Source organism: Sphingomonas sp. So64.6b (genome assembly GCF_014171475.1).
In the GTDB taxonomy this organism is placed as follows: Bacteria; Pseudomonadota; Alphaproteobacteria; order Sphingomonadales; family Sphingomonadaceae; genus Sphingomonas; species Sphingomonas alpina_A.
Window position 1 is genome coordinate 3,641,094 of the sequence record NZ_CP048817.1, and the last position, 13,004, is coordinate 3,654,097.

The 13,004-nt window shown below is 62.2% G+C and carries 12 protein-coding genes, 1 tRNA gene, 3 pseudogenes and 1 other annotated feature; of the genes and pseudogenes, 6 read left to right on the forward strand and 10 right to left on the reverse strand.

The window, feature by feature from the left end:
• The first annotated feature begins 18 nt into the window (after positions 1-18).
• The 3 genes from G4G27_RS17290 to G4G27_RS17300 are packed head-to-tail and all read left to right on the forward strand — an operon-like array spanning position 19 to position 2,049.
• A complete protein-coding gene (locus tag G4G27_RS17290; protein ID WP_183109785.1) occupies positions 19-1,203 on the forward strand; it encodes a lipid-transfer protein in 1,185 nt (394 codons plus the stop codon).
• Positions 1,203-1,661 (forward strand): MaoC family dehydratase N-terminal domain-containing protein, encoded by a 459-nt coding sequence (locus G4G27_RS17295; protein ID WP_183109786.1) that lies wholly within the window; start codon positions 1,203-1,205, stop codon positions 1,659-1,661. The genes G4G27_RS17290 and G4G27_RS17295 overlap by 1 nt, the downstream gene beginning before the upstream one ends.
• On the forward strand, positions 1,654-2,049 hold the full coding sequence (locus tag G4G27_RS17300; protein ID WP_183109787.1) for a MaoC/PaaZ C-terminal domain-containing protein: 396 nt from the start codon (positions 1,654-1,656) through the stop codon (positions 2,047-2,049). The genes G4G27_RS17295 and G4G27_RS17300 overlap by 8 nt, the downstream gene beginning before the upstream one ends.
• Positions 2,050-2,365: 316 nt before the next feature.
• On the opposite strand, the gene G4G27_RS17305 is transcribed toward G4G27_RS17300, so the two are convergent.
• The gene (locus G4G27_RS17305) at positions 2,366-2,584 is read right to left on the reverse strand and encodes a hypothetical protein (RefSeq protein WP_183109788.1); all 219 of its coding nucleotides are present in this window, start codon (positions 2,582-2,584) and stop codon (positions 2,366-2,368) included.
• A gap of 274 nt (positions 2,585-2,858) precedes the next feature.
• Here G4G27_RS17305 and G4G27_RS24210 point away from each other — a divergent pair, with 274 nt between their 5' ends.
• Entirely contained in the window at positions 2,859-3,107 is a 249-nt protein-coding gene (locus G4G27_RS24210; RefSeq protein WP_244624390.1) for a hypothetical protein, read from the forward strand.
• Positions 3,108-3,217: 110 nt separating this feature from the next.
• On the opposite strand, the gene G4G27_RS17315 is transcribed toward G4G27_RS24210, so the two are convergent.
• From G4G27_RS17315 to G4G27_RS17325, 3 genes are read right to left on the reverse strand one after another with little or no spacing between them, the layout of a single operon-like run.
• Entirely contained in the window at positions 3,218-3,655 is a 438-nt protein-coding gene (locus tag G4G27_RS17315) for a hypothetical protein (protein ID WP_183109790.1), read from the reverse strand.
• A gap of 43 nt (positions 3,656-3,698) precedes the next feature.
• Positions 3,699-4,931 (reverse strand): acyl-CoA dehydrogenase family protein, encoded by a 1,233-nt coding sequence (locus tag G4G27_RS17320; protein ID WP_183109791.1) that lies wholly within the window; start codon positions 4,929-4,931, stop codon positions 3,699-3,701.
• A gap of 14 nt (positions 4,932-4,945) precedes the next feature.
• The gene (locus G4G27_RS17325) at positions 4,946-6,061 is read right to left on the reverse strand and encodes an acyl-CoA dehydrogenase family protein (RefSeq protein ID WP_183109792.1); all 1,116 of its coding nucleotides are present in this window, start codon (positions 6,059-6,061) and stop codon (positions 4,946-4,948) included.
• A gap of 678 nt (positions 6,062-6,739) precedes the next feature.
• On the opposite strand from G4G27_RS17325, the gene G4G27_RS17330 reads away from it, so the two are divergent.
• Positions 6,740-7,090, forward strand: coding sequence for a nuclear transport factor 2 family protein (locus G4G27_RS17330; protein WP_183109793.1), 351 nt, complete (start codon positions 6,740-6,742; stop codon positions 7,088-7,090).
• Positions 7,091-7,390: 300 nt separating this feature from the next.
• Here G4G27_RS17330 and G4G27_RS17335 read toward each other — a convergent pair.
• The 5 genes and pseudogenes from G4G27_RS17335 to G4G27_RS17350 form a co-directional block, all read right to left on the reverse strand.
• Positions 7,391-8,560, reverse strand: a pseudogene (locus tag G4G27_RS17335) (IS4 family transposase).
• Positions 8,561-9,011: 451 nt separating this feature from the next.
• Positions 9,012-9,105, reverse strand: a pseudogene (locus G4G27_RS24410) (transposase); the annotation flags it as partial.
• A 64-nt stretch (positions 9,106-9,169) separates the two neighbouring features.
• A pseudogene (locus tag G4G27_RS24220) lies at positions 9,170-9,679 on the reverse strand (IS3 family transposase); the annotation flags it as partial.
• Positions 9,284-9,399: a sequence feature (AL1L pseudoknot), on the reverse strand. It overlaps the preceding pseudogene by 116 nt.
• Positions 9,680-9,770: 91 nt before the next feature.
• Complete coding sequence (locus tag G4G27_RS17345) at positions 9,771-11,111, reverse strand: integrase arm-type DNA-binding domain-containing protein (RefSeq protein WP_183109794.1); 1,341 nt, start codon at positions 11,109-11,111, stop codon at positions 9,771-9,773.
• A 182-nt stretch (positions 11,112-11,293) separates the two neighbouring features.
• Positions 11,294-11,384, reverse strand: a tRNA-Ser gene (locus G4G27_RS17350).
• Positions 11,385-11,485: 101 nt separating this feature from the next.
• On the opposite strand from G4G27_RS17350, the gene G4G27_RS17355 reads away from it, so the two are divergent.
• Positions 11,486-12,367: a peptidylprolyl isomerase gene (locus G4G27_RS17355; RefSeq protein ID WP_183109795.1), complete on the forward strand. Its 882-nt coding sequence runs from the start codon at positions 11,486-11,488 to the stop codon at positions 12,365-12,367.
• Positions 12,368-12,394: 27 nt separating this feature from the next.
• Here the strand turns inward: G4G27_RS17355 and G4G27_RS17360 are convergent, their stop codons facing one another.
• Positions 12,395-13,003 (reverse strand): ABC-type transport auxiliary lipoprotein family protein, encoded by a 609-nt coding sequence (locus G4G27_RS17360; RefSeq protein WP_183109796.1) that lies wholly within the window; start codon positions 13,001-13,003, stop codon positions 12,395-12,397.
• Between the last annotated feature and the right edge of the window lies 1 nt (position 13,004).

Sequence of the window (13,004 nt, forward strand, 5' to 3'; positions counted from 1 at the left end):
GGCATAAGGAGTAATCCAATGAACAAGGTACGCGTCGCCGGCGTCGGCATGATCCCCTTCACCAAGCCGGGCCAAAGCGAGGACTGGGACGTGATGGCCGAAAAGGCGATCCGGCTTTCCCTCGCCGATGCCGGGGTGAGCTATGACCAGATCCAGCAGGCCTATGCCGGCTATGTCTATGGCGATTCCACCGCGGGTCAGTCGGCGCTGTACCGCGTTGGGGTGACTGGCATCCCGATTGTCAACGTCAACAACAACTGTTCGACCGGATCGACCGCGCTCTATCTGGCGCGGCAGATGGTCGAGGCGGGTGTGGTGGAGTGCGTGCTCGCGGTCGGCTTCGAGCAGATGCTGCCGGGCGCACTCGGCATGATGTTCAACGACCGCAAGCGCACGCTCGACATGGCGCTAAAGCGGCAGGATCAGTTACAGGCGAAGAATGATCATTCGCCTTTTGCCGCGCAGCAATTCGGCGGTGCGGGTCTTAACCATCAGGCACGCTACGGCACTAGCGACGAGGCGTTCGGGCTGGTCAGCGTCAAGGCCCGCCGCCACGCCGCGAACAACCCGATGGCGCTGTTCCGCGACCCAATCACCCTGGAGGAGGTGATGGCATCGAAGCATCTCTACGGCCCGATCACGCGTTTCCAGGCGTGTCCACCGACCTGCGGTGCAGCGGCGGCAGTGCTAGTCTCGCCCGCTTTTGCGGCAAAACACAATCTCGACGCCTCGGTCGAGATCGTCGCGCAGGCGCTCACCACCGACATGCCCGGCACATTCGAAGATCGCGGCATGATGAGCGTCGTCGGCTACGACATGGCCAAGGAAGCCGCTCGGCAGGTTTACGAGACGGCGGGCGTCGGCCCGGACGATATTCAGGCCGTCGAACTGCACGATTGCTTCACACCGAACGAACTGATCTCGTACGAAGCGCTTGGGCTCACCGCCGAAGGCACGGCCGAGCAATATATCCGCGACGGCCAGAACAGCTATGGCGGCAAGCATGTCATCAATCCCTCGGGCGGGCTGCTGTCCAAGGGTCACCCGCTCGGCGCGACCGGCCTCGCCCAATGCTTTGAGTTGACCCACCAGTTGCGCGGCACGGCGAACAAGCGGCAGGTCGAGAATATGCAGTTCGCCCTTCAGCACAATGTCGGGCTGGGTGGGGCATGTGTGGTGACGCTTTACGGTAAGGCGGCCTGATGCTCGATCGCAATGCCCATGTCGGCGTGGTCTCCGAACCGCGCACGATCCAAGTAGAAAAGGGCTTTCTCACATTCTTTGCCAAGGCGACTGGCGAGACCGATCCGGTCTATTTCGACGAGGATGTCGCCCGAGGGGCGGGCCAACCTGCGATACCTGCACCGCCGACTTATCTCTTTTCGTTGGCGATGTCCGCCCCGGCCAAACGCGGCGGCCTGTTCGACAAGCAGAATGGGCTCGGCGTCGACATGGCCCGAATCCTCCACGGCGAGCAGAGTTTCGCTTACTACAAGCCAATCCACGCGGGCGACGTACTGACGCTGACTACCACCACCAGCGACATCTACGCCAAGAAGGGAGGGGCGCTCGAATTCATCGTTCAGGATACAAAGGCTGTGGATGCCAGCGGGAAACTGTGCGCTGAGATGCGGAGCGTGACGGTGGTGCGCAATGACTGACGGCGACACCCTTCCCGAGCTGGTGCGCGGACCGATTACGCGCGGCACGCTGGCCTTGTTCGCGGGCGCCAGCCACGACCACGTCCTCCTGCACATCGACAGCGATTTCGCGAAGGCGGCCGGAATGAACGACGTGTTCGCCCATGGCATGCTCTCGATGGCGTACCTCGCTCAAGCGCTTCGCGATTGGGCGCCGGGCGCGCGTATCCGTCATTGGAACGTGCGGTTTACCGCAATTACGCCGCTGCACTCCACGGTCCATTGCTTCGGCGAAGTGGTCGAAACTTTCCAGGAGGATAGCGGACGCAGCGCTCGTCTAAAGGTCGGCGCGCGGACCGACCAAGGCATTCGGACGCTCGATGGCGAAGCAATCATCGCAATTGATTGAGGAGAATTCATAATAAAATTTGTCATCGTCAAAATAGTCGCGGTTCATGCGACGGCGGCCGGCGCGCCGATAGCTTCTGAAAGCGGGCATGGGCCTTGGACCGTTGGCGCGCCGGCTATCGGTCATGGAAGCTTCCGCGCAAGCGGTGCTGGACTCGTATTGCCGGCTTAAAGGCGCAACCGGTACGGTCCTGATTGGCACGGCGCTTGACGAGTCGAACTGACCGGTGGCCTCGTCGCGAGAGTCGCGGTCGACGGTATGGCGCCAGCCATCAACGTCGAGCGCTGCTGAGAGGCGTGATGCATTCCCCAATCCGCTACGCCGTCGCGGACGGCATTGCGACGATCACGCTCGCACGCCCGCAGGCGTGCAATGCACGTTCATGGATACGTTCCACGAGATAGGCTCGGCAATCGCCGGCGATACGGAAATCCGCGCGATCCTTATTGAAGGTGAAGGTCGAATTCTGCGTCGGCTGCGACTTGCGCGACTTCAGCGGCGAGGATGCTGACAGCCCCTGGCCGGACGGCTGCACGAAACGCGCAAGCTGCTTGCGGCGACGCCAGTGCCGACTGTGGTCGCGGTGCAAGGCGCGGCAGCGGGCGCTGGGCTCAGCCTCGTCGCCTTCGTTGACATGGCGGTTGCGGCGCGCTCGGCAAGCTTCGTAATGGCCTATGCGAGGATCGGGCTTACCGCCGATGGCGGAGCGACATGGCTGCTGCCGCGCGTGATCGGGTTCAGGCGCACACAGGAAATGGCGCTTATCGGCCGCCGCCTGAACCCCCGAGGAGGCCGAGCGCTACAGGCTAGTGACGCGGGTCGTCGAGGATGCCGCGCTGGCGGACGATGCGCGTGCGACCGCCGTCAAGATCGCAGCCGGGCCGACCACGGCCTTAGGCGCAATCAAGCACTTGTTGGCTGCACAGGGCGGCGTCTCCTTTGCTAACCAACTCGACGCCGAGTTGAACGAGATCACGATCGCACGCGCGAGCGCCGACGCGCACGAGGGGATAGCAGTGTTCCTCAAGCGTCGTGCGCCGAACTTTACTGGGGCGTAGCACTGCTTTGCGGCGAATTCGGATGGCTGCGAACTTAGAAACACGGACGGCAGCTAGCTAATCGATGCAATCATTCTATCCAAGCTGCTCAAAGAGTCGTTCGGAGCCTCCTATCGCGTCAGAGCCGCCATCATATTATGCACGATGTGGTTGCTCGGCCCCGCCGACGGCATGTGGCGGATAATTTCCAACTTGCCGTTGGCGACCGCCTCCATCGCCAGCGCCTGAAACGCGCTATCGTTCGTGCCAATCAGGAACCGCGCGAGCGGGAGCAGCGCCGCATAATCTGCTCGGATCTTTGTATAGGCCTCGTCGTCGGGGCATTCCACAAGGTCCAGGCTGCAGGACTTGCCTTCGACGCGTCGCGTCCACGCGAGCATACCGTCGGAGGCGAGATGCGCCGGGACGTCGTGACAGACCTCGCACGTCACTCCTTGCGCCACCATCCCGAGTCGGCACGCGGCAATCGAGACCTTCTGGTAGATATCGAACCATTCGGGACTTGCGAATTCGACGAAGAAATCGGCGGGGCTGAGGATAGTATCCATGTCTCGTTCCTTTTGCAGCGGGTCTAATGCTCGCCATTAAAGGTCACACGCCTCTCGGAATGTCCTTGAATGCGACGTCGCGGTCGATGCGAATGTCGAGCGGGAGTCCCAGCACCCGCTCGGCGATGATGTTCTTAAGAATCTCGTCGGTGCCACCTGCGATGCGCAGTGCTGTGCCCCAGAACCAATTGTGCTGGAACGCCGATATGAGATGTCGCTCGTGTTCGTCTCCGACGATGCCATATTGGTCAAGCCGGTTCATCGCCTCTTCGCCGATCTCCTGCATCTGACGCGCGGAGACGATCTTGCCGATCGCCGATTCGGGGCCGGGGGTGTCGCCTCGACTGAGCGCCGTCATCGCCCGGTAGCGGGTAAGGCGGAGTCCTTCAGCCGAAACATACCAGTCGGCCAGCCGCTCGCGGAAGCCGCCGTCCTCCGCTGCCGAGCTACCGCCGACCCCTGGGATTCCCTGCGCCAGCGCGAGCAATTCGCTCCAGTTCGGTCCCATGCCGCCGCCGACCGCCAGCCGCTCATTCATCAGCGTTACCAAAGCGACGTTCCAGCCCTTGCCCACCTCGCCCAGCCGTTGGCTGTCGCGTACGCGCACGTCGGTGAAATAGACCTCGTTGAAGTCGCTCTCCCCGGAAGCCTGATGGATAGGGCGGATGTCGACGCCGGGCGATTTCATGTCGACCCAGAACATTGTTAAACCGCTGTGCTTGGGCACGTCGGGATCGGTCCGCACCAATACGATGCCAAAGTCCGAATAATGTGCGCCCGATGTCCACACCTTCTGGCCGTCAAGGATCCAATCGCCCGATCCGTCGCCGGCGCGCATTGCCCTGGTGCGGCTGGCGGCGGCGTCCGATCCAGCTGAGGGTTCCGAGAATAGCTGGCACCAGATCTCCTCGCCGCGCACCGCAGCAGGTACGAAGCGTTGCTTAGTCGCGTTGTCGGCGAACGCCATCACCGTCGGCACGCACATACCCAGCCCGATTGCGAAGAAGCCATAGCCGCGACCGTGCTTCGCCTCCTCCTCGTTGAAGATCACCTGTTCCATCGGCGTGCCCCCGCCGCCGCCCCATTCCTTCGGCCAAGTGATGCAGGCATAACCGACCTCGGCTTTTTTTGCCTGCCACACCTTGCCCTCGCCCAAGAGCGAGGTGTCGTCCACGCGGGGTGCTTTCCGCTCCTTATCGCGCCCGGCGTTCACGTCCAGCCAAGCGCGCGCGTTAGTGCGGAATTCGGCTTCGGCGGGGCTGTCGTTGAAGTCCATCGGATGACCCTCTATTAGGCGGCGTTGCAGCGTTCGATGCGGCGTACCAGCCGCTCGCGCCAGACCGGCAGGCCACCCAGCGCCAGCGACAACTGACGCGCGCGGCGCAAATGGAGGTGACAGTCAATTTCCCAAGTGAAGCCCATTCCACCATGCGTCTGAAGATTCTCCTTGGCTGCGAAATCATAGGCCGCGCTGCCGGCGATCCGCGCGGCGGCGGCCGCCTCCGGCAGCTCGGCGGCGTCGGTTGCGAGCGCCCAGGCACCGTAATAGGCGCTCGACCGAGCGAGCTCGGCCTTGACGTATATGTCGGCAAGCTTGTGCTTGATAGCCTGGTAGCTGCCGATTACGCGGCCGAATGCATAGCGCTCCAGCGCATAGTTCTTAGCCATTTCGAGGCAGCGATCGGCGCCCCCGACCTGCTCAAATGCGAACAGCACCGCCGCGCGATCCAGGATTGCCGAGAGCAAGGCCGCCCCCTCTCCTTCGGTACCGAGCGGCTCGCAGATCGTATCGCAGAAGGTCAGCTGCGCCACGTTGCGGGTCGGATCGAGCGTCTTCAACGTCCTCTGCGTCACACCGTCGGCGGCCAGATCGACAAGAAACAGGCCCGGCCCGGTATCGGCGCCGGCGAGAACGATGGCGTGGGTCGCGATTGCACCATCGGTTACCGGCACCTTGATGCCGCTCAGCCGGCCATCCTTGACCGTCGCGGTTGTCGTGTCAGCGTCGACCAGGCCAGGACCATCTGAGGTTGCCAGGCAGCCAATTACCTCGCCCGCTGCGATACCGGGCAGCAGCGAACTTTTCTGCTTGTCGTTCCCCGCCTTCATAATGCCTTCCGCAAAAACATAGACGGTGGAGGCGAACGGGATCGGAGCCACAACCCGGCCGAGCTCCTCGGCGATGGCGCACAGCTCGACGTGACCCATGCCCGAGCCGCCATGCTCCGAAGGAATCGCGGCGCCAATCCAGCCCAACTCTACCACTTCCCGCCACAGCACCGGGTCGAACAGTTGTGAGTCGTCGTCGAGGATCGCTCGGGTCGTGGCGGAGGTACAGCGCGCGGAAAGAAACTTGCGTACTTCCTGTTTCAGAAACTTCTGATCGTCGGAATAATCGAAATTCACATTCGGCTCCTGATCCGTTCCAATCCACTCTCCGCCCGGCTGCGGTCAGTGTGCTCAATCTTTCCGGGGACGGCGCTGCGCACAAATGCCTTCTCTCCGCAGCACATGCCTCTCAGGCATATCCTTCGACGCGCGCATCGACGCGACAGACGAGATTTCGAACATCACTCTCGAGGCTGCGGATGGAATCTGCCGAATGGATAGCAGCCCCTAGTGACCTATTCCGAGCGACCTGCTGCCACGGGGTTTGAAACGACTCCCAGCATTGGGGATTTGCGCTCCCCGGGCTCGTTGGTTCGGCCGATTTGTGCAGATCAGCGTTTCGCTAAGAAATGGCGGCATGGGACGCAAGCAGGTGTATCCGTCGACGCAGCACCGAGGAAAAACTCTGATGATCGCGAAACCGATACGTCGCCGGGGGATTTTTTGTTCGGCTCGGCAACAACCGTCTGGTATTGCCGGTTCGACATCAGCGTAACGGAAACAGAGCGTTACCTGCGCCAGCCTAAGACTGCGAGAAAGACCCGGCTTCCTTTAGCTCAAATCGGAGGGCCGGACGTGCCTCCTCTTAACAAGGAATGCACCTCTTCATGTCACCGTCCCTTGGCAAATAGGTTGGCGCGGGACAATTCGATAGCCAGGAAATGCTGCCGCCAGCTGTGACACAAGGAGACTTCGTTGATTTTCCCGGATAAATGGGCAGCCAGCTGGATAGAAGCCTGGAATCGCCGAGACTTGGACGATCTGATTGGCCTCTACGGTGACGGCATTCACCTCCGCTCGCCATTTGCGAAAGTCTATGCGGAGGACGGCGTGATAAAGGGCAAGGAAGCACTTCGCAGTTACTGGGGAGAAGTAATGCGCAGGATACCGGAATTGAAGCTTGAGTTGGTCGCCGTTTATACTGGCCATTTGGCGTTGTCATTTCACTACCGTGACAACAATGGACGAAACTGCCTGGAGACCATCCTTTTCGACGAGCGCGACAAAGCGATTTTCGAAACCGCATGTCTCGACCGCCTTCGCTAGCTAGTCGCCATATGACGGTCCTTCGCGGATCGAGAGGTTCCAAGCGGAGCGTTGCCCGACGCGGCGCAACGCTTTCACGTTTCATCTGTCCCTGTGGCAAGTCGATCATCGCGACCGCACTGCCTGCAGAGGCGCTGCTTTGCTGTCGCGTGCTCGGCGCGGGCGAGAAGCAGATTCAAAAAATCACTGTGAGCGATTTCACGCTCCTTCCCGCGAGCTCGATGCCTTGAGGGTACGGGCCGAATTGGCTGGTGCCGCCCATCGAACCGACGATGCCGGTCGGCGCTCACTACTGTCCGGTTAATCGTCGAACAAATTCAATTGGTTATTATTGTGGCGGTGAGGGAATGTTGTTGCTGTCAAGCCAAGTAGCTGATCGATGGGCATTTTCTCGAACGCAGTGACGCTTACCAGTTGTAGGATTGTGTAGAGGCTGGTGTCGAGGGTGAGGCGTTTCTTGACGATGGCGATGAGCACGTAGACGCACACAGCGATCCAGATTTGGGTTTTCACCGCGTTCTCGCTGGTGCCGAAGAAGCTCTTGATGCGCAGGTGCTGCTTGATCCACTTGAAGAGGAGTTCGATCTGCCATCGGCACCGATAGAGGTCGGCGATGGTTTTGGGCGGCAGGTCGAAATTGTTGGTGAGGAAGACGAGCGACTTGCCGCTTTCGGGGTCGCGATAGCGCACGCGGCGCAGGCGAGCGGGTAGCGCTTGAGGCTCAGGCGCAGCTCGAAGGCCACGACCTGATCGCAAATGACGCCGGTTGCCCGATCGACCGGGCGGGAGTTGATGCGGCGCAGGCGCGCTAGTTGCTTTTGCCGCGGATCACGAAGAAGGCGCCGGCGGTGCTGAGCCGGCAGAGGCGGATCAGATCCATGAACCCGCCATCCATGACGTAGATGGCGCCAGGCTCCGGGGTGATCACATCGAGCGGGTCGGTGTCGCAGGACTTGCCGTCATCGATATGGATAACCACGGGAATATTGCCCCGCAGATCGATCATGCTGTGCAGCTTCACTGCACCTTTGTTGTGGTGGAACCTGGCCCAAGGGAACAATGACAGGCACAGGTCATGGTGGTGGTGTCGAGCGCATAGGCGGCGGCCTCCAGATCGGCGCCGAAGGTGTCGCGTGCATAAAGCCGCCGAGCCTGACCGATCAGGATCTCGGCAAAGGCCGCATAGAGGTGCCAGTCGCGGCGCTTGTTGGCGTCGGCAAGCGTGCTGCGCCTGACCCGGCCGCGGATACCCGTGTGATAGAGCTTGGCCGTTTGCGCGTTCAGGCAGGTGACCGTGTCCCGTAGACTGTCACGGTAGGTCAGTTGGGCAAACGCCATGCAGCGGAAGTGGTCCTGGCAGCTGAAGCTCTTCACCGATCGGTCGCCGCCAAAGCGTTCAACGCATCGGCGAAAGCTGTGCTGGGGCAGGTGATCTATCAACTGCGCGAACACGATCTTGCCTTCGTACATCGTCTCACTCCCGCTCCCCGATCAGGGAACGGATGCTCAGCCGACGCCGCCGCGTGTTCAAGTCGGCGACAGGCCACAAACCGACCTTCATTATGCTAAATCAGTAGCTTATCGCGATCCCGCTCACCGCTTTCCGGACAGTAGTGGTCGGCGCTACCTGATTGGTTGCGTCGGCAGCTCGCGCTCCAACTCCTCGTCCCACTCGCGCTATCCACGACTAAGATATAAGACGGCCCTGCCGCTATGACGTTCCCGAGGTCTCCGCCGAAACGACAACGATGGCGCATACTTCGAGCGGCTCGGCGCGCGGATCTGTTCTTTTAGCGACTGCACCGCCCGCGCGACGGGTGTTGCCGCGAGCCGCCGCAGGCCGGTCCCACGGCGATCTGATGCCCAACTTCGCATGTATTCTGAGCCAAAATATCTCGCAGGGCGCCATGCCGGGCACTAAAGCCCAGAGCTGCCCGGTGCTTGGTCCGGCCGCGGCCCGGATCGAGCACCGGTGCGGTGGTCTCGTCGGTAAACAGCTTGTGGCCGCGCTTCAGGTTGGCGAGCAGGTGATCGCGCAGCGGCGTGACGCTTAGACCGCGCGTCGGTATCCTCCGATTACTCGAAGGTCTCGGCGAACACGCGCGTAATCTCCGGCTTGAGGGCCAAATCCTGCTGCGTGCGCCGACAGGCGTGTAGGATCCTGTCGCTGCGCGACATGCTCGTGGTAGGTGGAGGGGCGATCGGCAGGACGCGACAGATCGGCTCGACCCCGTATGACGCACGGTTATCATCGATAACCTTGATCATCGCTTGAACGGGCGGTCGAGCTCCGCCGGAGCAAACATGCCGTTGCGTTGCGCAGAATCTCATTCGCCTGCCGCAGCTCAGAGACCTCGCGTTCCAGCGCTTTGAGCTTGTCCGCCACCTCGGTTGGGACATCGGTGCGCTTGCCGCTATTGACCTACGCCTTCCTTCCTCACTCAAACAACATCTGGGGTACACAGCCGATCTCCTCCGCGACCGATACCACCGCCGCCCATCGCGATGGGTGATCCCGCTCGTGGTCGAAACCATCCGTACCGCGCGATCGCGAATTTTCGGCGCAAACGTCTTCGTCGTCTCGCTCATACGGGGCCGCCTCTCAGGAATTGGAGCCTCCGGCAAACCCGGGGCGGTTCACTTAAGCGCCCAACAGGTTTCCTCTTCTGGGCAGCCCGGATCATGCCGCTCGTCGCCATCTAGGGAAGCGGAAGTCCGCTCCGACCGGGTCGGGCAAGCGCCGTCGTGAATGCTCGCCGACAGGCTTCGACGGCCGCTCGATGAGGACAGTCGGGTCGGGCAAACCATCGCTCAGCATTTCGGCCCAGATCGTCGCCAGTTCGCGACGCCGGGGCATGTAGGCCGCACGATTATAGACGCCCTCGACCTTCGCCGTCGGGACATGCGCCAGCATGAGGTCGATGACCTGCCGGTCATGCTCCTTGCCCTCCCGCTCGGCCCATTCGTTCATGATGGTAGAGAAGGCCGCGCGAAAGCCATGAGGCACATGATGACCATGATAGCCGGCGCGATTGAGCAGGTAGCCGATCGCGTTCTCGCTCATTGTTCGATGGGAATGCCGGTTACCTGGGAAGAGCAGTTCGCCCTCTCCGGTGAGCGGCCAGAGTGCCCGAAGCACGGCCAGGCATGGCTGAGTGATCGGCACGAGATGATCGCCGTTCAGCTCGCCCTTGCGATTAAGGTCGCCTTTCATGCGGGAAGCAGGAATGCGCCAGAGCGGCAACCTGCCGTTCAAATCCTCTAACTCATCCCAGCGCGCGCCGCGCAGTTCGCTTGGGCGGACCGCAGTGAGCGAAAGCAAGCGCATCGCAAGCCGGGTGGTCGGTCGGGCATAGTCCTCTTCGGCTGCGATGATCATTTTCCGCAGAGGGACGAGATCGGTGATCGCCGGCTGGCGGCCCTTGCGAAGCGGCTTCAGGACCTTGCCAAGCTTCTCGGCGGGGTCCGACTGCACGATGCCTTGCGCGATGCCGTAGATGAAGACGGCTGATATCCGTTGTCGGATGCGCTTGGCTGTCTCGATCGACCCACGAGCCTCGATCTCGCGCAGAACGCCAAGCACGAGCGGCGGGGTCAGCTGCGCGATCGGCAGCGCACCGATCGTCGGAAAGACGTCACGCTCAAGGCTGCGGATGATGTCAGCCGCATGGATCCTGGCCCATTGCGCCTTGGCGTTCTCATGCCATTCGCGCGCGACGCGCTCGAACGTCTGCCGCCCTGCCTCGATGTTCTCCTCAATCCTGAGCTTCTTGGCCACGTTGGGATCGCGGCCTTCGCAGAGAACCGTATAGGCCTCGTCGCGCTTGCTGCGCGCATCGGCCAGCGAAACGAACGGATAGGCACCGAAGGCCATGCTCCTCTGCTTGCCGTCGTAATCGTAATTCCAGCGCCAGAGTTTGCCGCCGCTGGGCGTGACAAGCAGGTAGAGGCGGTTGGCGTCGGTGAGTTTATAGGGTTTGGGGCGCGCTTTGGCAGCGCGAATTTTCGCATCGGTCAGCAATGTCAGCCTCCTGAAAGTACCACGTTTTTCGACCGTGCGTGCCACGTTTTAGTACCTCCGGTTCGCCGGATGGGTACGAACGGGTACGGACGGCCGAGGCCGAGCCGGTCTGCTAAGTATCAGATTTCAGGAGGGAAAAGTCGATACCGGTGGTCCAATACGGACCACCGGGAACAGGTCCGTGGCGGAGCGGGAGGGATTCGAACCCTCGATACGCTTTTGGCGTATACTCACTTTCCAGGCGAGCGCCTTCGACCACTCGGCCACCGCTCCGCATATCCCGGACAGGAAGCGGTTGCCCTAGGGCTTGATGCGGGCCTGTGCAAGCGGCGAGCGATTGCGCCGATGCGTCCGCTCGTGCCACACTTGCCGCCATGCTGATCCCACTGCTCTCGCTGCTCGCGTTCGCCCAGGCGACACCCCCCACCCCTGCTGCCCCCGCCGCAACGCCACCGGCGCCGTTGCCCTCCGATGTGGCCGAGCAAGACTGGCGGGCGATCCCCGATAACGAATTGCTGGTGATGACACTGACCGGCAACCGGACCGTGGTGATCCGCCTCGCCGCACGCTTTGCACCCGAACATGTGGCCAATGTCCGCACGCTCGCCAAAGCGGGCTGGTGGGACGCCTCGAGCGTCTATCGCGTGCAGGAAAATTGGGTCGCACAATGGGGCGATGCGACCGAGAAGAAGCCGCTAGCGCCGGGCGTGGTCAAGATCCCGGCGGCGGAATATGAGTTCGCCGGTTTCACCGTCGCACAACGGCTGAGCAAAGCGGATTCGCATTCGACCGCGTCGGGCTTCACCGCGGACGGCTGGCCGATCGCGACTGACGGCAAAATGGCATGGCTGACGCATTGCTACGGCACGGTCGGCGTGGCGCGCGACAGTGCGCCCGACACCGGCAGCGGATCCGAACTGTTCACGCCGATTGGCCAATCGGCGCGGCGACTCGACCGCAACTACACCGTGGTCGGCCGCATCATCGAGGGCATGAAATATCTCTCGGCGCTGCCGCGCAGCGACGCGGCGATGGGCGTCTATGCGACCGAAGCCGAGCGCTCCGGCATCGTCTCGGTACGGCTGGCCAGCGACATGCCGGTCGCTGAGCGACCGAAGTTCGAATATCGATCAACCGATAACGAGCGCTTCGCCGCCTATATCAAGCTGCGCGAAAATCCTGCGGCGCCGATGATCGGATCCGGCCTCGAAGTGTGCGAAATGCCGCTGGCCACGCGCCGGGTGCCGGTAAAGTAGCCCGGCAATGGCGTTGTTTTCCGCCTGCTAGCGTCCGACCCAGTCCGCAACCTCGCCGGCGACCTGATTGGCCGCCTGGTTAAGGCCGATGCCGACTGCGCCGGCCTCGACCGCCGTCACCGGCACTCGCGCTTCGAAGCGGCGCTTCTCGACCACGCTGGCCGAGCCACGGATCAGCGCCGCGTCATAGGTCACGACCGCCTCATTGGTCGTCGCATCAACGCCGAAATTGCGCAATTCACCCGACAGACGCGCACCGGGATCGGCATAGGATTGCGCATTGCTCAGCACCACACGCCCAGTCTTCGCGCCGACCGTATCGGATAGCAGCCGTGCGAACAGGCGGGCGGGCTGTTCGACCCATTGCGCCTTGGCGACATAGGCGATCGCGGTGTCGCTCGCCTGCACTGGCACGCGGTTGGTCGCCAGCGCCTGCGACACTGCCGGCACGAGGATGGTGATCGTCGCGCTGTTGGCCGAATTCTGCACCTGGCCGACCGGTATGGTCGCAGCCGAACTGATCGTCAGCAGCACAGGCGGCGGCTTGGCGCCGAAGCTGATACAGGCCGACAGCGGCAGCAAAGCGGCCGCCAGGGCGATTTTGCGGGCGACCCGTTGGGGGAGCGGTTGGTTCATC